The organism is Natronospira elongata, from assembly GCF_034931365.1.
Classification (GTDB): Bacteria; Pseudomonadota; Gammaproteobacteria; order Natronospirales; family Natronospiraceae; genus Natronospira; species Natronospira elongata.
The window spans coordinates 62,652-79,594 of the sequence record NZ_JAYGII010000001.1; the positions used below are offsets into that span (position 1 = coordinate 62,652).

Sequence of the window (16,943 nt, forward strand, 5' to 3'; positions counted from 1 at the left end):
TGATTAAGTACTGGGGATTGCCGTGAGCGACGTTCTCTCACAGGAAGAAATTGATGCCCTCATGCACGGCGTGGAGGGGGGCGATGTTGACACCGAGGAAGAGAAAAAGGACCCCGGTGAACTTCGTCCCTATGACTTTACCCGTGAAGATCGCATCGTCCGGGGTCGTCTTCCGACTCTGGAGATGATCAATGAACGATTTGCCCGATACCTCCGAATAAGTCTGTTCAATATGTTGCGCCGTTCAGCCGAAATCTCCGTTGGCGGCGTGGATATGCTCAAATTTTCCGAGTATGTGCATTCCCTCTATGTGCCCACCAGTCTCAACCTGGTAAGAGCAGATCCCCTGCGGGGAACCGCGCTTTTTATCATCGATCCAAAACTGGTTTTCGTGGTGGTGGACAACTTTTTTGGAGGGGATGGGCGTTTCTACACAAAGATCGAAGGTCGTGAGTTTACGCCGGCAGAGAATCGCATTATCCAGATGCTTTTGCACGATGCCTTCAATGACCTGAAAGAGGCCTGGTCACCGGTGATGGACATTGATTTCACTTTCCTGGAGTCCGAGGTCAACCCCCAGTTTGCCAATATCGTCAGTCCGAGCGAGGTGGTTGTTGTCAGTACCTTCACGATAGAGCTTGAAGGGGGAAGTGGCGAGATGCACATCACGATGCCCTATTCCATGATCGAGCCGATCAAGGAGTTGCTGGATACCGGTGTGCAGAGTGATCGAGTCGAGAAGGATGAGCGATGGACTGAGGCCCTCAAGGAAGAGGTCAAGGATGCCAAGGTGGAGTTGTCCGCGACTTTGGCGGAATCCGAGATCTCAATGCGGGAACTCATGAAGTTGAAGGTGGGAGATATCCTCCCGATTAGCCTTCCTGAAGAGGTTGTAGTCATGGCGGAGGGTGATTTGCCCCTTTTTCGGGGCCGATTTGGGATTTCTGAAGGACAGAATGCAGTCCAGATGATCCAGTGGATTCGCAATGAAAAGTCACCCATCCGTGCCAATTTGGGATCAGATAAGAAAGAAGCCAAGACCCGTCGTAAAGGTCAACCCAGGACTGCTGGCAGTGGCGAGAGGAAAGAGAAATGAGTGACGACAAGAAAGACATGACAGAGGACGAACGTCGGCAGCTCGAAGAAATGGAGGCCGCCCAGCAGGAAGGAGAGGCGGCGGACAGTGAGCAGGACGTGGAGAAAGCCAGCTTCGATGAGTTGGGCGAGAACGCTGCCGACAAGGGTTCCGAGGAAGTGAATCTGGATATGATCCTGGATCTCAACGTCAATCTCGCAATGGAGGTTGGGAGAACCAAGATCAGTATTCGAAACCTTCTCCAGCTGAGCCAGGGCTCTGTGGTGGAGCTCGACCGTTTTGCCGGGGAGCCATTGGACGTATTGATCAACGGCACGCTGGTCGCCCATGGCGAAGTCGTGGTGGTTAATGAGAAGTTCGGGATTCGACTGACTGACGTTATCAGCCCGTCGGAACGTATCAAAAAGTTGCGTTGAGGCCAGTCATGCGTCTGATCGCCCTTATGTTCCTGTTTCTTCTGCTTCCAGTCACGGGGCTGGCCGAGTCCAGTGTGGGAGACGAAATTGGTGGGGTGCAGGGGCTGGCGAATGTGGTCTTTTCGCTGATCGTCGTGCTGGCCGTGGTATTGGGTGTGGCCTGGTTCATGCGCCGCATGCCGGGCATGGGTGGTAGTGGCAGTGCTCACATGAAAGTGATTGGCCAGATGCCCCTGTCCACCCGGGAACGCCTGATGCTGGTGGAGGTGGGGAATGAGCAGATTCTGCTGGGTGTCAGCCCGGCAGGGATTCGGACCCTGCATGTACTGGGGAAGCCGCTGGAAAGTCCGCAGGAGCAAAATGAGCCGAGCTTCAAAAAGCGATTGATGGAAACGCTTGGGCGGGGAGGGGCCCAGCAATGATGCGTCTTGCAGTCATGCTGGTGCTGCTTCTGTTTCCCGGTGCCGTCATGGGAACGCCAGGCTTGCCGGCAGTGACCGTGGAAACGGGGGAGGATGGCAGCCAGACTTATTCTGTGACCTTGCAGATTCTGGTGCTGATGACCGCTCTGACGGTCTTGCCGGCGCTGGTTCTGATGATGACCTCCTTTACGCGCATCGTTATTGTTCTTGCCATTCTTCGCCAGGCCATGGGCACGCCACAGACACCGCCAAACCAGGTTTTGATTGGGTTGGCCCTCTTTTTGACTTTCTTTATCATGGCGCCTGTTATCGATCAGGCCTATTCGGATGGGGTGCGGCCGTATCTGGATGGCGAGCTAGCGGCCGAGGCAGCTGTCGAGGCAACCGTTGAACCGGTCCGTGAATTCATGATGGGGCAGGTTCGTGAAAACGATATTGCTACCTTTGCCCGCATGGGGGGGCATGAGAGCTTCAATGGGCCAGAAGATGTTCCCCTTTCGGTTCTGATTCCTGCATTTATTACCAGCGAATTAAAGACTGCCTTCATTATCGGTTTTCTTCTGTATATTCCGTTTGTGATCATTGATTTGGTAGTGGCCAGCACCCTGATGTCCATGGGTATGCTGATGTTATCACCCATGCTGGTTTCCCTGCCATTCAAGATCATGTTGTTTGTGCTGGTTGATGGATGGTCCCTTGTCGTGGGGACCCTCGCCTCCAGCTTCTTTGTTTAGCACCGAAAGACGAGGGGCGCTGTCATGAGTCCAGAATTAGCAGTCACCATTGGTCAGGAAGCTTTGAAAGTGACCGCTATGATCGCGGCGCCCATGTTGGTTTCTGCCTTGGCCATGGGCCTGTTGGTCGGTATGTTCCAGGCTGCTACCCAGATCAATGAGATGACTCTCAGCTTTATCCCCAAGCTGCTCGTGCTGGTTCTGTCTCTCGGTGTGTTCAGTTCCTGGATGCTGTCCACCATCATGGATTTTACGATCCGCCTGATTCGCAGTATTCCCCTGATTCTGGGCGGCGGTTGAGGACGCGCTCATGCTGAGCTTCACCGCGGCAGAGATCGGTGGGCTGTTGGGGCAATACTTCTGGCCCTTCTGTCGCGTGGCGGGAATGATCATGGTGGCGCCGGTTTTTGCCACTGCCTTTATTCCCGTACAGATAAGGGTTCTGCTTGCCGTCGCTCTGACTGCAGCCATTGTTCCCATTTTAGAGCCGGCCCCGGCTGTGGAGGTGCTGAGTTTTCAGGGGCTGGTGATAACCCTGCAGCAGGTTCTGATCGGGGTGACCATCGGGTTTCTCGTGCAAATGGTCTTCGACGCGGTTGTTATATCGGGTCAGATCATCGCCATGAGCATGGGTTTGGGTTTCGCCTTCATGGTGGATGCCCAGCGAGGCGTTTCCGTTCCCATCGTCGGTCAGTTTCTTCTGATCATGGCAACTTTGCTTTATCTGACCATGGATGGACACCTCATTCTGATCGAAGTCCTGGTCAATAGCTTCAATAGCATGCCGGTGGGTCAGGCTGGGTTGGTCAGGGATGATATGTGGTCGGTGGTGATGTTTGGGGCAGAGATGTTCAAGGGGGCGGTTCAGATTGCATTGCCGGCTGTTGTCGCCCTTCAGACAGTGTTGATTGCCTTCGGTGTCATGAGTCGGGTTGCACCGACAATGAACCTGTTCGCGGTTGGTTTTCCCGCCGCAATGACGCTGGGCTTCCTGATCCTGATGGTCACGCTTCCCCATATGCAGCCCGCCCTGTTCGGGCTGCTCCAGTCGGCTTTTACCACTGGGCGGGACATCGTCGGGATAAGTTGATTCCCTGGACGTGATGAGGTGTAGATATGGCAGACCAGGGTGAATCCAGTCAGGAAAAAACAGAACAGCCCACACCCAAACGGTTGCAGGACGCCAAGAAGAAGGGCCAGGTTCCTCGGTCACGGGAACTGAGCGCCATGCTGGTGATGATCACCGGCGCTGTTTTCCTGCTCGCCTATGGCGGCACCATGATCAGTGGTGTCGTGGATATTCTTCGTGGCAGTCTTCAAGTGGATCGGGAGGTGATCCTGAACCCGGGGGATATATCCAATTATTTCCGTCTGGCTGTGGTGGAGGGTGTGCAGGTGGTGCTCCCCATCATGGTGGTTCTGTTTGTGGCTGCAGCCGCGGCCCCCACCCTGATTGGTGGTTGGTCCTTCAGTCTTCAGGCGATCCAGCCCAAGTTGAGCAAGCTCAACCCTGTCAGTGGTTTTAAAAGGATCTTTGGTGCCAAGGCGGTTATTGAGCTCCTCAAGGCCATCGGCAAGTTCGGGTCGGTGGCGGTGGTCGCAGCCGTGCTGTTCTGGTTGATGCAGGATCGCTTTCTGGCCCTTGCCTCGGTGCCCATGCCCCGGGCCCTGTTCGAGGCCGGTGGCCTGGTTGCCTTCTGTTTCCTGGTTTTCAGCACCACGCTCATTCTGATCGCCGCAATTGATGTGCCATTCCAGATTTGGGATCACCAGCGCAAGCTGAAGATGACCAAGCAGGAGGTCAAGGACGAGTTCAAGGAGACCGAGGGCAAGCCGGAAGTCAAACGCAAGATTCGTGAGACCCAGCAGGAGATGTCCCGGCGGCGGATGATGGAAGCGGTTCCCAAGGCGGACGTCGTGGTCACCAACCCCAGCCACTATGCCGTTGCCCTTCGCTATGAACCCAACCGTTCTGAGGCGCCCCGCGTGGTGGCGAAGGGGACAGACCGGATTGCGCTGCGAATCCGGGAAATTGCCAGCGAATATGAGGTCCCAATCCTCGAAGCTCCGCCGTTGGCCCGGGCTTTGCATGCCACTACGGAGCTGGGCGACGAAATCCCGTCACGTCTGTATCGATCGGTGGCGGAAGTGCTGGGCTGGGTTTACCAGCTTCGTCGACAGCGCAGTCGGGGCGGACCGCGCCCGAGGCAGCCCAATCCGGATGTGGATGCGGATCTGGATCCGGACAACGAACCAGATAACTAGGGGAGCAGAGCTGAAGCATGGCCACCAGCACTCAGGCAATGATCGGAGAAGGCTTCCGCAGCGCATTGCGCTCGGGCTTGGGTGTCCCGATCCTGTTGATCGCCGTGCTCGCCATGGTGATCGTGCCTTTGCCGCCCATTGCCCTGGACATGTTCTTCACCTTCAACATCACCCTGGCCCTGATTGTGATCATGGCGGTGATCTACATTGCCCGTCCCCTGGACCTGGGTGTTTTCCCCACTGTCCTGCTGGGGGCAACGGTTTTACGACTGGCGCTCAATATCGCTTCCACTCGGGTCATTCTGCTGGAAGGCCACACCGGTACAGCGGCGGCCGGTCGGGTCATTGAATCCTTTGGTGAGTTCGTGGTGGGCGGCAACTACGCCGTCGGTCTGATCGTGTTCACCATTCTCGTCATCATCAACTTCCTGGTCATTACCAAGGGCGCCACCCGCGTATCCGAAGTCACCGCTCGCTTCACCCTGGATGCCATGCCAGGCAAGCAGATGGCCATTGATGCCGACCTCAACGCCGGCCTGATCACTGATGATCAGGCCCGAGAGCGTCGCCAGGAGATTCGTGAAGAGGCGGATTTCTACGGCTCCATGGACGGTGCATCAAAGTTCGTGCGGGGGGATGCCATTGCCGGCATCCTGATCATGCTCATCAATATCGTCGGTGGCCTGATCATCGGCACGGTCCAGCACAGCCTCAGTCTGGCCGAAGCCGGTCGTAACTATACCCTGCTGACCATCGGCGATGGTCTGGTCGCCCAGATTCCAGCCCTCCTGCTCTCCACCTCGGTGGCTGTGATCGTCACCCGAATGTCACGCAGCCAGGACATGGGCGATCAGATATTGATGCAGCTGGTGGGTAACGGCCGAGTTCTGGCGGTCTCCTCAGGGGTGTTGTTTGTACTTGGTGTCGTCCCCGGTATGCCCAATCTCCCGTTTCTGCTCCTGGCGGCGGTCACTGCCTATCTCGCCTGGCGGGTCCAGCGCAAGGGTGAAGTGGTGAGTGGCGAGCCGCTGGAGGAGGAGACCAGTCACCAGCCTTCCGGTCGCGGCAAGAGCAAGGAAAAGTCCGAGTCCGGTGGTCGCACGGTGGCGCCCGGCGGTGAAGAACTGGGTGAGCTGCGCTGGGAAGATGTAACCCAGAACGACCTGTTGGGGCTGGAGGTAGGGTATCGATTGATTCCGTTGGTGGATCGCAAGCAGGGTGGTGAGCTCATGACCCGCATCCGCGGGGTGCGCAAGAAGCTCTCTCGCGAGCTGGGTTTCCTGATTCAGTCGGTGCATATACGGGATAACCTGGAAATGCCGCCCAATCACTATCGACTGACGTTGATGGGGGACCCGGTGGGTGAGGCGGAGATCCATCCCGACCGGGAGCTGGCGATCAATCCCGGTCAGGTCCACGGCAAGATCCAGGGCCTTGAGACCCGCGACCCCGCCTTTGGCCTGGAAGCCGTCTGGATCGAGCCAGAGCAGCGGGACAACGCCCAGACCCTGGGTTACACGGTAGTGGATCCGGCCACCGTGGTGGCTACCCACCTGAGCCACATCATTCAGACCCACGCCCACGAGCTGCTTGGCCACGAGGAAGTCCAGAAGCTGCTGGACATGCTCAAGCAAAGTGACAAGCGGCTGGTGGAAAGCCTGGTCCCGGACATCATGCCCCTGAGCCGGGTGGTCAAGGTCCTGCAGCGGCTGCTGGAAGAGCGGGTGCCCATTCGTAACCTGCGGGCCATTGCCGAAAGCCTGGCCGAACACGGCACCACTACACAGGATGCGGAAGAGCTGTTGACCCAGGTCCGAGAGGCCCTGGCCCGCACTATCGTTCAGGAGGCCGCCGGAAGCCGCGAGGAGTTGCCGGTCATTACCCTGGACCCGCAACTGGAACAGATATTGCAGGATGCTCTGCGCCAGGGCGGCAGTGGTGCCATCGAGCCCGGCCTGGCGGAAAGATTGCAGCAGGGCCTTTCAGAGGCCGCCGGCAAGCAGGAAAACCTGGGTGAGCCGGCGATTCTCCTGGTCTCGCCCGGCATTCGGGGATGGCTGGCGCGTTTCCTGCGCCAGGCGGTGCCGGGCCTGAATGTGCTCTCGTACAACGAAGTGCCGGATAGCCGCAAGGTGAGACTGGTGGCATCCATCAGCGGCCAATAAATGTGGAATCAGTGAACTGACGGGGGCCTGGGGCCCCACTCACAACCGGGATCAGACACCGCATTGGTGCAGGTACGCCGGGAGGAAAGTCGATGAAAATCAAACGCTTTGTGGCACCAGACATGCGCTCCGCCATTCGCCAGGTGCGCGAGGACCAGGGGCCCGATGCGGTAATCCTGTCCAACCGCAGCATCAATGGTGGCGTGGAGATCATTGCGGCTGTTGATTATGACGAGGCTCTGGTCAGTCAGGCTCTGGGCCGGTCGTCTGCCGGCAGCCGCAGCGGCAAGCCCGCCGAGCGTCGGAAACCCGACATCGAAACCCGTGCCCGCCTGGCAGCCGCCGCCTACGACGACGGTGCACCCCCGGTGAGTGAGGAGGAAGACGAGCGGGAGTGGCTGGGTGGTTTTGACGAGGCCCTGGAGGCAGCGATTGGGAGTAGCCCAGAGCAATCAGCTGAACCACAGGCGAGGCCGCGCCCGCGGACTGCGGAGCGCCCCCCCGCGGAGACTCCGTCCTATCAGGTCGATAGCAAATTGGAAGGCTTTGAAGAAGATCGCCTGCCATCGCCGGAGTCGGCCCGAATTGTTTGGTCACAGGAGCCCAACCTGATGGAGGTGCGGCGCGAACTGTCCAGCGTCCGCAACATGCTGGAAAGCCAGTTCTCCAGTCTCGCCTGGGACCGACTGGCCCGTGAGCGCCCGCTGAAGGCGAGCATCCTGCGTGAACTCAGTAGCATGGGCATCGAACCCGACCTGGCGCGGGATATCCTGCGCGATATGCCCGTCACCGAAGACCCCCAGCAGGCCTGGCGTCTGCCGTTGGGCATGCTCGCCCGGCGGATTCCGGTGGGGGAAGACCGGATTCTGGAGAAGGGCGGCCGAATTGCCCTGGTGGGCCCCACCGGGGTTGGCAAGACCACCACGATCGCCAAGCTGGCCGCGCGCTTTGCCCTTCGCCATGGCAAGCGGCATGTGGCCCTGATCACCACGGATCACTATCGGGTGGGTGGTCAGGAGCAGCTCCATAGTTACGGTCGTATACTTGGAGTGCCCGTCTATTCCATTAGCAGCGCCGAGGAATTGCGCGAGACCCTGCTGGAGCTGGAGAATAAGCGCTTGGTGCTGGTGGATTCCGCGGGAATGAGCCAGCGAGACAGTCGGATCCCGGTGCAGCTGGACATGCTGCGTCAGGTGGAGGGTCTGCGGTTGTCGGTGAATCTGGTGCTGTCCGCCGGCAGCCCGGCGCCGACTCTGGAGGAAACGGTGCGCGCCTATTCCTCGGTGGGCCTGGACGGTTTGATGCTCACCAAGCTGGATGAAGCAACCGGTCTGGGCGGGGCCCTGTCGGTGGCAGTTAGACATAATCTGCCCATTGGCTATATCACTGATGGGCAGCGGGTACCGGAAGATATCCAGCCCGCTCGCAGTCACCGCCTGGTGAGTCGGGCGGTGCAGCTGCAACGGCATTGGCCGGGGCAGGTTGACGAGACCGAACTGGCGGCCCGATTCGGTGGGGTGGCCGCCGACTCTATAGCGTGACAGGAGTGCTTTGATGGATCAGGCAGCGGGACTGCGACGTATGGCCAACCCCAAGCCGGTGCAGGTGATTGCGGTCACTTCCGGCAAGGGTGGGGTGGGAAAGACCAATATTTCCGTGAATCTGGCCACTGCCATTGGTATGAGCGGGAAGCGGGTGCTGCTCTTTGATGCTGACCTGGGGCTGGCCAATGTGGATGTGGTGCTCGGCCTGCAGCCAAAGCTGAATCTGTCCCATGTCATTGACGGGCAGTGTGAGCTGTCGGAGATATTGCTTGATGGCCCGGCCGGCATGAAAATCGTTCCTGCCTCGTCCGGAACCAAGCGCATGGCGGAGCTGACCCCAGCCGAGAATGCCGGTTTGATCCGGGCTTTCAGCGAATTGGGCGAAGATCTGGACGTGATGATTGTGGACACCGCGGCGGGCATCGCCGATGGGGTGGTGAGCTTCACCCAGGCTGCCCAGCATGTGATTCTCGTGGTATGCGACGAGCCGGCGTCCATCACCGACGCCTATGCCATGATCAAGGTATTGTCACGGGAACACGGTATCCGCCATTTCCGCGTTCTGGCTAATATGGCCCAAACGGCGCATCATGGGCGTACGCTCTTTGGCAAGATTGCCAAGGTGGCCGAACGCTTCCTGGACGTGAATCTGGAATACATGGGCGCGGTGCCTTTCGATGAACAGCTGCGCAAGGCAGTGCAGAAGCAGAATGCGGTGGTGGAAAGTTTTCCCCGTAGCCGCGCTGCCCTGGCATTTCGCAATCTGGCCGAAGAGGTCGGACGCTGGCCCTTGCCGGAAGGGCCCCGTGGAAATCTGGAATTCTTTGTCGAGCGCCTGCTGGGTGGCGAAGCTGATACGGGCACGGGAGGTGGACGAATCGCATGATGGATGCCTCCTCACGTTATGAACAGGTTCGTGCCTCGGAGCCGGATGATCTGGTCCTCCGTCACGCCGGCCTGGTCAAACGTATCGCCTATCACTTGGCGGCTCGCTTGCCGTCCAGTGTTGACGTGGAGGATCTGATCCAGGCAGGGATGATCGGCTTGCTGGAGGCCGGGCGACAATACAGCGATCAGCATGGTGCCACCTTCGAGACCTATGCCGGAATCCGCATCCGCGGTGCCATGCTTGATGAGATTCGCAAATCGGATTGGACACCCCGTTCGGTGCATCGAGCCTACCGGGAAATCAGCGAGAAGATTCGGGAGATTGAGCACCGCACCGGACGTGATGCTCGTGACGTTGAGGTCGCCGAAGCGGCGGGGATGAGCCTGTCTGATTATCATCGGGTGATGCAGGACGCGGTCAGTTGTCGACTTTTCAGTCTGGATGAGCTTCAGCCGGATTCACCCGATGGCAGCCTGGGGAGTACCACCAAGGCAGATGATCCCGGGGCCCGGGCCGAGTCTGAAGGTTTCCGCCGAGCTCTCGCTGAGACGGTTGCCGGATTGCCGGAGAAGGAACGATTGGTCATGTCCCTGTATTATGAGCAGGAGCTTAACCTGCGGGAGATTGGTGAGGTCCTGGGGGTGACCGAGTCACGAGTTTGCCAGATTCATGGCCAGGCGCTGACTAGAACTCGGTCTAGAATGGATGAATGGCTGCAATAGCAGCACTGTTAATGGTTTTGACGAAAGTTTACGGAAACGCGCGCGGGAGGTTGGCTTGGACAAGAACATGAAGATTCTGGTGGTGGATGATTTTTCCACCATGCGGCGAATCATCAAGAATTTGCTTCGAGACCTGGGCTTCAACAATACCCAGGAGGCCGATGATGGCAAAACCGCCCTGCCCATGCTGCGCAACGGCGACTTTGACTTCGTGATCACGGACTGGAACATGCCGGGCATGACCGGACTTGAGTTGCTGAAAGAGATCCGGGGTGATGAGAAGTTGAAGTCCATGCCGGTGCTGATGGTCACGGCCGAAGCCAAACGGGACCAGATCGTTGAAGCGGCCCAGGCCGGTGTCAATGGCTACATTATCAAGCCCTTCACGGCAGCCACCTTGAAGGAAAAGACGGAGAAGATCTTCGAGCGCCTGGAAGGCTGACGGAATTCAGACTGTCGCCAGCAATGGTTTGCCGAAGGGGAAAATATGGCTTTCGACGATGATAAACGGTCCAGCGAATACAAGGAGCGTCTGCACTCCATGCTTCAAGCTTTGGAGGCGGGTGACGAAACGGTATTCAATCGGGAACTGGACGAGTTGACCCATATCCGCGAGAAGGAACTGTTCGTGGAGGTGGGCAAGCTGACCCGTGAACTGCACGATGCCTTGAAGAGTTTTCGCCTGGATTTCCGTCTTGCAGAGTTGGCCGAGAAGGAGATGCCTGATGCCCGTGACCGCCTGAATTATGTGGTGGAAATGACCGAGAAGGCGGCTCATACCACACTTGAGACGGTGGAGCGACTGCTGCCCGAGGCAGAGACCCTGGGTAGTGGGGCCCAGACCCTGTCGGCCGATTGGCAGCGCTTCATGAGGCGGGAGATGGATGCGGATCAGTTTCGTGAACTGGCCCACCGGCTCCAGCCCTTCCTGACAGCCACGGGGGAGCGGGCCGAGTCCCTTCGCGGCGGCCTGACCGAGATTCTGATGGCCCAGGAATACCAGGATATTACCGGCCAGATCATCAGTCGCGTGATCACTTTGGTGCAGGAGCTGGAAGAGGGCATGGTGGACCTGCTCAAAATGGCCGGTGGCGCGCAGCTCAAGTCCGAGGGCGATGCGGCCGTTAAGGATAAGGACAAGGCAAAACGGGATGACCAGAAGGGGCACGGACCTGCCATGCCTGATGCCAAGGGTGGCGACGTGGCTCAGGGGCAGGACGAAGTGGATGACCTTCTGTCCAGCCTGGGATTCTGAACGCTCGGCTGGCCGGTGGGACCACCCGGGTGGCCACCGGGGAAAAGGACCATTGAGGCATGTTGACGAGCGGAGAGATGCATGAGCTTTGACGGCGACCAGGAATTGCTGGCCGATTTTCTGGTGGAGGCCGGTGAGATCCTGGAGGAGCTGGGTGAGCAGTTGGTCGAGCTGGAACAGCGTCCTGACGACCGTGACATGCTCAACACCATCTTCCGGGGCTTTCATACCATCAAGGGCGGGGCCAGTTTTCTCGGCCTGCGGGAGATGGTGGACCTCTGCCACAGTGCCGAGGACGTCTTCGATGTGCTTCGGGAAGGGAAGATCGCCGTATCCCAGGCCTTGATGGACGACGCCCTCAGCGCTCTTGACTGGCTGCAGACCATGTTTGGTGAGTTGCGCGAGGGGCAAGCCCTGTCCCGCCCACCCCAAGCTCTCATCGACTCCCTTCGTGCCCAGATTGACGGGGGTGTGGGCGATCCCCAGCAGGCTGCGCCGGCGTCGGGCGGCGGAGGGGCAGTGGTTAATGACGGTCAGAAGGCGCACCGCGACCCCACCGACGAGGAATTCGAGGCCATGCTGGCAGCCGGAGAGACGCCTTCCGACGAGGTTCGGGCTCCGTCGGATCCGGGCCCTGCAGGTGATGAGATTTCCGAGGATGAGTTCGACAGCCTGCTCGATGAACTGCATGGCCCGGGCAAGGCGCCGAAGCCTGCTTCGGGGTCAGATCAATCCGGTTCCGATGAGATTGACGAAGACGAGTTTGAATCCTTGCTGGATGAACTGCACGGCAGTGGCGCGCCTCCAGGCGGTGGAGGCAAGGCCGACAAACCCAAGGAAGGCGACACCCAGCCGGCGGAAGGCGGTGACGATTTCATCAGTGATGACGAGTTCGAGTCGCTGATGGACCAGCTCCATGGGCCCGGGGGCGCCCCTGGCGAAGGGGCTCGAGAGGACGCCGGCAAGCCGGAGCCTCGCAAGCCCGCCCCGGCTGGCAATGCCGACACTCGGGAGGTCCCACCGTCCGAGAGTGCCGCCTCGACCCCGAGTCAAAAGGAGGTCAAGAAGCCCGAGACGCGGGCGCCGGCCAAACCGGCCAGTCCGGCGGCCGCGGCCATGTCGGCGGAAACCACTGTGCGGGTGGATACCAGCCGGCTGGATTCGATCATGAATCTGGTCGGCGAGCTGGTCCTGATTCGAAACCGGCTGGTGACCCTGGGCGGAAATACGGCCCAGGACGAGGCGACGGCTACCGCTGTTGGCGAACTGGACCTGGTTACCTCCGATCTTCAGGGCGCGGTCATGCAAACGCGGATGCAGCCGGTTAAGAAGGTATTCTCCCGCTTCCCTCGCGTGGCAAGGGATCTGGCTCGGAATCTCGAGAAAAAGGTTCAACTGGAGCTCAGAGGCGAGGAGACGGACCTGGACAAGAACCTGGTGGAGGCCCTTGCCGACCCCCTGGTTCATCTGGTTCGCAATGCCGTCGATCACGGTATTGAGTCACCGGAGGTGCGGCGTCATGCGGGCAAGCCCGAGGCGGGCACCGTACTGCTGTCCGCCGAGCAGGAGGGAGACCAGGTTCTGCTGACCATCAAGGATGACGGGGGCGGCATGGATCCGGAAGTCCTTCGTCGAAAGGCCCTGGACAAGGGCGTGATCGACGAGGATGAAGCGGAGCGCCTGAGCGACAAAGAGGCGTATAACCTGATTTTCCGTCCGGGCTTCAGCACCAAGGAGCAGATTTCCGATGTCTCCGGTCGTGGCGTCGGCATGGATGTGGTCAAGACCCGGATTTCCCAGCTCAACGGCACTATTGAGATCGATTCGGCCAAGGGGCGTGGGTCTGAAATCCAGATTCGTGTACCCCTGACACTGGCAATCCTGCCCACCTTGATGGTGACCCTGAATGCTTCCATCTTTGCCCTGCCGCTGTCCAATATCCGGGAAGTCATCTATTTGGAAGACGAAGCCGCTCATCGGGTGGATGGACGGCGGGTAATTCGTGTGAGAAACCGGACGCTGCCACTTGTCTACCTACAACAGTGGCTGACCGGCGAGATGCCAAGCGAGATCGGTCAGCAAAGCCAGGTTGTGATCGTGGAAGTCGCCGGTCAGCAGATGGGGCTGGTGGTGGACGACGTGCTGGGTCGAGAGGAGGTCGTGATCAAACCGCTGGGAGCCTATCTTCGCGGCATGTCAGGTTATGCCGGCGCAACCATCACCGGTGATGGGCGTATTGCGCTGATTCTTGACGTCCCGATTCTGGTTAAATCCTATGGCAGTGAAAGACGCAAGGCGTCATGAGCGTGAGGTCTGACTGACATGGATATCCTCACATTATTGGGCATCATTTTTGGAGCCATCGCCGTTTTCGGTGGCGTGATTGCCAAAGGGTCCGAGGTAGCGGCTCTCTGGAACGCGGCAGCTTTCGTGATTGTCATCATCGGTACCTTCGGGGCAATGATGCTGCAGACCCCAATGCGAGGTCTGATGAGAGCGGTGAAGATCTTTGGGTGGCTGTTCAAGCCGCCGACCGAAGACCGACAGGCGCTGATTCAGAAGATCGTTGACTGGAGTCAGGTTGCCCGCAAGGAGGGCCTGCTCGGTCTTGAAGCGGTTGTGGAGGAGGAAAAGGACGAATTCACCAAAAAAGGCCTTCAGTTGCTGGTTGACGGCGGTGAGCCGGATGTTATCCGCAATATTCTGGAGGTGGATCTGGACGCCACCGAGGAATATGACAAACAGGGCGTCAAGGTTTACGAAAACCTGGGCATCTATGCGCCTACCCTGGGTATTGTGGGGGCCGTGATGGGCCTGATGGCGGTGATGCAGAATCTGGCCGAGCCGGACAAACTGGGCCCCGGGATTGCGGCAGCTTTTGTGGCGACCATCTACGGCATTGGCTCTGCCAACCTGCTGTTTCTACCCATGGCGGGCAAGCTGGATCGGGCCATCAAGGACCAGACCCAGACTCGGGAAATGTTCATCGACGGCCTGATCTCCATTGCGGAAGGGGAAAACCCCAGAAACATCGAGACCAAGCTACAAGGTTATCTAAATGGCTGACCGAATTCATCAGCCAGGCGTCACACCCCACCCCTGAGGTGGGAGGCAGGTTGTCATCATGGCGCGAAAAAAGAAAGAAGAGGAACACATCAACCATGAAGCATGGGCCATTCCCTATGCTGACATGCTGGTGTTGTTGCTCGCCTTTTTCGTGGTGATGTATTCCATCTCATCGGTGAATGAAGGCAAGTACCGGGTGTTGTCGTCTTCCTTGCAGGCGGCTTTCCGTGGTGAGCCCATGCGTATTCAGCCGGTCAGTTTTGGCGAGCGTGAGCGGGGTACGGCTGATGCGGTCGTAGACCTGGATGTCATGATGGACGATCCGGGCATGGTTCATTGGGAGGACGAGGGTATTTTCCTCCCAAGTGGCATGGATGATGGTTTCCCAGCGGCCAGCGAAAGCATGCGCGAAGGACTGGAGCAGATCGCCGACGAAATGCGTGATGCCATGTCTGCCCTGATTGACGAGGATTTGGTAGAGATCCGTGGATCGGAGTTCTATATCGAAATCGAGATCAAGGCCGATATTCTCTTCCCCAGCGGGGTGGCGGAATTGTCGCCATCGGCACGTCCCATACTTGGCCAGGTTGCCGAGGTTCTTGAGCCTTTCCCCAATCCCATACAGGTGGAAGGCCATACGGACAATGTGCCGATTGACACCGAGCGCTTCCCGTCCAACTGGGAATTGTCGGCGGGTCGGGCGGCCAGTGTGGTGCATCTTTTTCGGGACCAGGGGATCGAGCCCATGCGGCTCGCGGTGGTTGGACTGGGGGAACATCGGCCCATTGCGAGTAATGAGACGGCGGAAGGACGAAACCGTAACCGTCGGGTGGTATTGACTGTTCTGGCCGATCCCCGATTTCAGCAACGCTGGTTCGTAGAGGATGGCGCAGAAGGTGAAGCCGCCGGATTCGATGATTTGGGTGAGGAACTCCAACTGTTTGAAGATGATGGCGATGTGGCGGCCGAGGGAGAGGACTGATGTCCATCTGGGCAGTAGCCAATCAGAAGGGTGGGGTAGGCAAGACCACCACGGTGATCAGTCTGGCGGGGTCATTGCGCCGGCGTGATCGCCGTGTTCTGGTGATTGACCTGGATCCCCATGCCTCTCTGACAAGCTATCTAGGCCTGGATCCCGAGAGTACCGATGACGGTGTGTTTGCCCTCTTTCAACATGCTGCCGGTGAACAGGCGGCGGGTCCCGGACGGATCCGTTCGGCGGGTGAGGACGGTATCGACATACTGCCGGCCAGTCCTTCCCTTGCGGTACTTGATCGTAAACTGGGTACTCGGCAAGGCATGGGGGTGATCCTGCGTCGAGGTCTTCGCACCCTGGCCGCGGATTATGATCATGTACTGCTGGACTGTCCGCCCATGTTGGGCATCCTGATGGTCAATGCCCTGGCAGCTTGTGATCGCTTGGTTATCCCGGTTCAGACGGAGTTTCTAGCCCTGAACGGGCTGCGCCGCATGTTGCGCACCCTGGAAATGATCGGGCGCTCACGGGGGCAGGTGCCCGATTACCTGATTGTACCTACCCAGTTTGATCGTCGGACCCGCGCATCAGCACAGAGCTTGTATACCCTGCGGCACGAGTTTGACCCGCATGTCTGGGCCCAGTACGTTCCGGTGGATACTCGCTTTCGTGAGGCCAGTCAGCTGGGGCGCCCCTTGACCACGCTGGAGCCCGCTTCACGCGGCGCCCAGGCCTATGATGCGCTCTGTCGTCAGCTGTTGGAGATGGAACAGACGCCGGCAAGGGGGATGGCATCATGAGTCAGGGAGAACAGCCACTTGCACGGTATCTGGAAGACATGCTGACCGAGCCGGAAGCTGACAGCCCGGCGGAAAGCGTGGTTCAGCCGCCTGCGGCGGTGGAACCCGAGCCTGAACCAGTGCCGCAGCCCGAGCCGACCTCTGGTTCTGAAGAGGCAGTGACGGAGGAATGGTGGGGCTTTGGCGTGGCCCACCTGATTCTGGTGGTTTCTGGTAAGGAGGTGGCCGCTGTGCTGGAAGCCTGCCCGCCAGGGCTGGAGTTGGCGGACGGCGTGATGGATCAGGGAGAATATCGCCTTTATGGTAGTTCTCGGCGCCTGGTGGATCCGGCAGCTCTGATTCTGCCGCCGGAGCAGCTTGACCGACTGCCGCCATTGGAACAGCGGGCCCAGGGCTTGATTCACCTCAAGCGGGAGGGTCTCAGCCTGATTGCCGGGTCCGAGCCCATGCCGGTTGCCCTGAGCGGAGACGAGATTCGCTGGCGTGAGACTTCCGGCAGCCGAGCATGGATGGCCGGTACCGTGATGAGTCGTGGCATGGTAGTGCTGGATGTGGCGGGTATCATGGCAGTCCTGAGTGGAGAGGGTGACTAG

General features: G+C 59.0%; 18 protein-coding genes. All 18 read left to right on the forward strand.

All coding sequences use genetic code 11. The annotated features are described in order from the left end of the window. Positions 1 to 16 precede the first annotated feature (16 nt). The 18 genes from fliM (at position 17) to VCB98_RS00420 (ending at position 16,943) form a co-directional block, all read left to right on the forward strand. On the forward strand, positions 17 to 1,096 hold the full coding sequence (fliM, locus tag VCB98_RS00335) for a flagellar motor switch protein FliM (RefSeq protein WP_346049574.1): 1,080 nt from the start codon (positions 17 to 19) through the stop codon (positions 1,094 to 1,096). Further along, on the forward strand, positions 1,093 to 1,512 hold the full coding sequence (gene fliN / locus VCB98_RS00340; RefSeq protein ID WP_346049288.1) for a flagellar motor switch protein FliN: 420 nt from the start codon (positions 1,093 to 1,095) through the stop codon (positions 1,510 to 1,512). Before fliM ends, fliN begins: the two co-directional genes overlap by 4 nt. An 8-nt stretch (positions 1,513 to 1,520) precedes the next feature. Continuing rightward, entirely contained in the window at positions 1,521 to 1,934 is a 414-nt protein-coding gene (gene fliO, locus VCB98_RS00345) for a flagellar biosynthetic protein FliO (RefSeq protein WP_346049290.1), read from the forward strand. Continuing rightward, positions 1,931 to 2,668, forward strand: coding sequence for a flagellar type III secretion system pore protein FliP (gene fliP, locus VCB98_RS00350; RefSeq protein WP_346049292.1), 738 nt, complete (start codon positions 1,931 to 1,933; stop codon positions 2,666 to 2,668). The genes fliO and fliP overlap by 4 nt, the downstream gene beginning before the upstream one ends. A gap of 24 nt (positions 2,669 to 2,692) precedes the next feature. After that, positions 2,693 to 2,968: a flagellar biosynthesis protein FliQ gene (gene fliQ, locus VCB98_RS00355; RefSeq protein ID WP_346049294.1), complete on the forward strand. Its 276-nt coding sequence runs from the start codon at positions 2,693 to 2,695 to the stop codon at positions 2,966 to 2,968. 10 nt (positions 2,969 to 2,978) lie between these two features. After that, a complete protein-coding gene (fliR, locus tag VCB98_RS00360; protein ID WP_346049296.1) occupies positions 2,979 to 3,758 on the forward strand; it encodes a flagellar biosynthetic protein FliR in 780 nt (259 codons plus the stop codon). A gap of 26 nt (positions 3,759 to 3,784) precedes the next feature. Further along, entirely contained in the window at positions 3,785 to 4,933 is a 1,149-nt protein-coding gene (gene flhB / locus VCB98_RS00365; RefSeq protein ID WP_346049298.1) for a flagellar biosynthesis protein FlhB, read from the forward strand. A gap of 17 nt (positions 4,934 to 4,950) precedes the next feature. Beyond that, a complete protein-coding gene (flhA, locus tag VCB98_RS00370) occupies positions 4,951 to 7,098 on the forward strand; it encodes a flagellar biosynthesis protein FlhA (RefSeq protein WP_346049300.1) in 2,148 nt (715 codons plus the stop codon). A 92-nt stretch (positions 7,099 to 7,190) separates the two neighbouring features. Then, positions 7,191 to 8,639 carry a flagellar biosynthesis GTPase FlhF gene (gene flhF / locus VCB98_RS00375; protein WP_346049302.1) on the forward strand — a complete coding sequence of 483 codons (1,449 nt, stop codon included), beginning with the start codon at positions 7,191 to 7,193 and terminating at the stop codon, positions 8,637 to 8,639. Between the two features lie 40 nt (positions 8,640 to 8,679). Next, a complete protein-coding gene (locus VCB98_RS00380; RefSeq protein WP_346049576.1) occupies positions 8,680 to 9,528 on the forward strand; it encodes a MinD/ParA family protein in 849 nt (282 codons plus the stop codon). Beyond that, a complete protein-coding gene (locus VCB98_RS00385) occupies positions 9,528 to 10,253 on the forward strand; it encodes an RNA polymerase sigma factor FliA (RefSeq protein WP_346049578.1) in 726 nt (241 codons plus the stop codon). Before VCB98_RS00380 ends, VCB98_RS00385 begins: the two co-directional genes overlap by 1 nt. 55 nt (positions 10,254 to 10,308) lie before the next feature. Further along, a complete protein-coding gene (gene cheY / locus VCB98_RS00390) occupies positions 10,309 to 10,695 on the forward strand; it encodes a chemotaxis response regulator CheY (RefSeq protein WP_346049304.1) in 387 nt (128 codons plus the stop codon). A gap of 45 nt (positions 10,696 to 10,740) precedes the next feature. Next, a complete protein-coding gene (locus VCB98_RS00395; RefSeq protein WP_346049306.1) occupies positions 10,741 to 11,508 on the forward strand; it encodes a protein phosphatase CheZ in 768 nt (255 codons plus the stop codon). Between the two features lie 81 nt (positions 11,509 to 11,589). After that, positions 11,590 to 13,812: a chemotaxis protein CheA gene (locus VCB98_RS00400; protein WP_346049308.1), complete on the forward strand. Its 2,223-nt coding sequence runs from the start codon at positions 11,590 to 11,592 to the stop codon at positions 13,810 to 13,812. An 18-nt stretch (positions 13,813 to 13,830) separates the two neighbouring features. Then, complete coding sequence (locus VCB98_RS00405) at positions 13,831 to 14,574, forward strand: flagellar motor protein (RefSeq protein WP_346049310.1); 744 nt, start codon at positions 13,831 to 13,833, stop codon at positions 14,572 to 14,574. 58 nt (positions 14,575 to 14,632) lie between these two features. Next, entirely contained in the window at positions 14,633 to 15,556 is a 924-nt protein-coding gene (motD, locus tag VCB98_RS00410) for a flagellar motor protein MotD (protein ID WP_346049312.1), read from the forward strand. Continuing rightward, positions 15,556 to 16,350: a ParA family protein gene (locus VCB98_RS00415; protein WP_346049314.1), complete on the forward strand. Its 795-nt coding sequence runs from the start codon at positions 15,556 to 15,558 to the stop codon at positions 16,348 to 16,350. The genes motD and VCB98_RS00415 overlap by 1 nt, the downstream gene beginning before the upstream one ends. Continuing rightward, the gene (locus VCB98_RS00420; RefSeq protein ID WP_346049316.1) at positions 16,347 to 16,943 is read left to right on the forward strand and encodes a hypothetical protein; all 597 of its coding nucleotides are present in this window, start codon (positions 16,347 to 16,349) and stop codon (positions 16,941 to 16,943) included. Before VCB98_RS00415 ends, VCB98_RS00420 begins: the two co-directional genes overlap by 4 nt.

Excerpts from the sequence above, each read along its gene's own strand:
- fliN (WP_346049288.1), top strand. The coding sequence starts at position 1,093 with ATGAGTGACGACAAGAAAGACATGACAGAGGACGAACGTCGGCAGCTC.
- fliO (WP_346049290.1), top strand. The coding sequence starts at position 1,521 with ATGCGTCTGATCGCCCTTATGTTCCTGTTTCTTCTGCTTCCAGTCACG.
- fliP (WP_346049292.1), top strand. The coding sequence starts at position 1,931 with ATGATGCGTCTTGCAGTCATGCTGGTGCTGCTTCTGTTTCCCGGTGCC.
- fliQ (WP_346049294.1), top strand. The coding sequence starts at position 2,693 with ATGAGTCCAGAATTAGCAGTCACCATTGGTCAGGAAGCTTTGAAAGTG.
- fliR (WP_346049296.1), top strand. The coding sequence starts at position 2,979 with ATGCTGAGCTTCACCGCGGCAGAGATCGGTGGGCTGTTGGGGCAATAC.
- flhB (WP_346049298.1), top strand. The coding sequence starts at position 3,785 with ATGGCAGACCAGGGTGAATCCAGTCAGGAAAAAACAGAACAGCCCACA.
- flhA (WP_346049300.1), top strand. The coding sequence starts at position 4,951 with ATGGCCACCAGCACTCAGGCAATGATCGGAGAAGGCTTCCGCAGCGCA.
- flhF (WP_346049302.1), top strand. The coding sequence starts at position 7,191 with ATGAAAATCAAACGCTTTGTGGCACCAGACATGCGCTCCGCCATTCGC.
- VCB98_RS00380 (WP_346049576.1), top strand. The coding sequence starts at position 8,680 with ATGGCCAACCCCAAGCCGGTGCAGGTGATTGCGGTCACTTCCGGCAAG.
- VCB98_RS00385 (WP_346049578.1), top strand. The coding sequence starts at position 9,528 with ATGGATGCCTCCTCACGTTATGAACAGGTTCGTGCCTCGGAGCCGGAT.
- VCB98_RS00395 (WP_346049306.1), top strand. The coding sequence starts at position 10,741 with ATGGCTTTCGACGATGATAAACGGTCCAGCGAATACAAGGAGCGTCTG.
- VCB98_RS00400 (WP_346049308.1), top strand. The coding sequence starts at position 11,590 with ATGAGCTTTGACGGCGACCAGGAATTGCTGGCCGATTTTCTGGTGGAG.
- VCB98_RS00405 (WP_346049310.1), top strand. The coding sequence starts at position 13,831 with ATGGATATCCTCACATTATTGGGCATCATTTTTGGAGCCATCGCCGTT.
- motD (WP_346049312.1), top strand. The coding sequence starts at position 14,633 with ATGGCGCGAAAAAAGAAAGAAGAGGAACACATCAACCATGAAGCATGG.
- VCB98_RS00415 (WP_346049314.1), top strand. The coding sequence starts at position 15,556 with ATGTCCATCTGGGCAGTAGCCAATCAGAAGGGTGGGGTAGGCAAGACC.
- VCB98_RS00420 (WP_346049316.1), top strand. The coding sequence starts at position 16,347 with ATGAGTCAGGGAGAACAGCCACTTGCACGGTATCTGGAAGACATGCTG.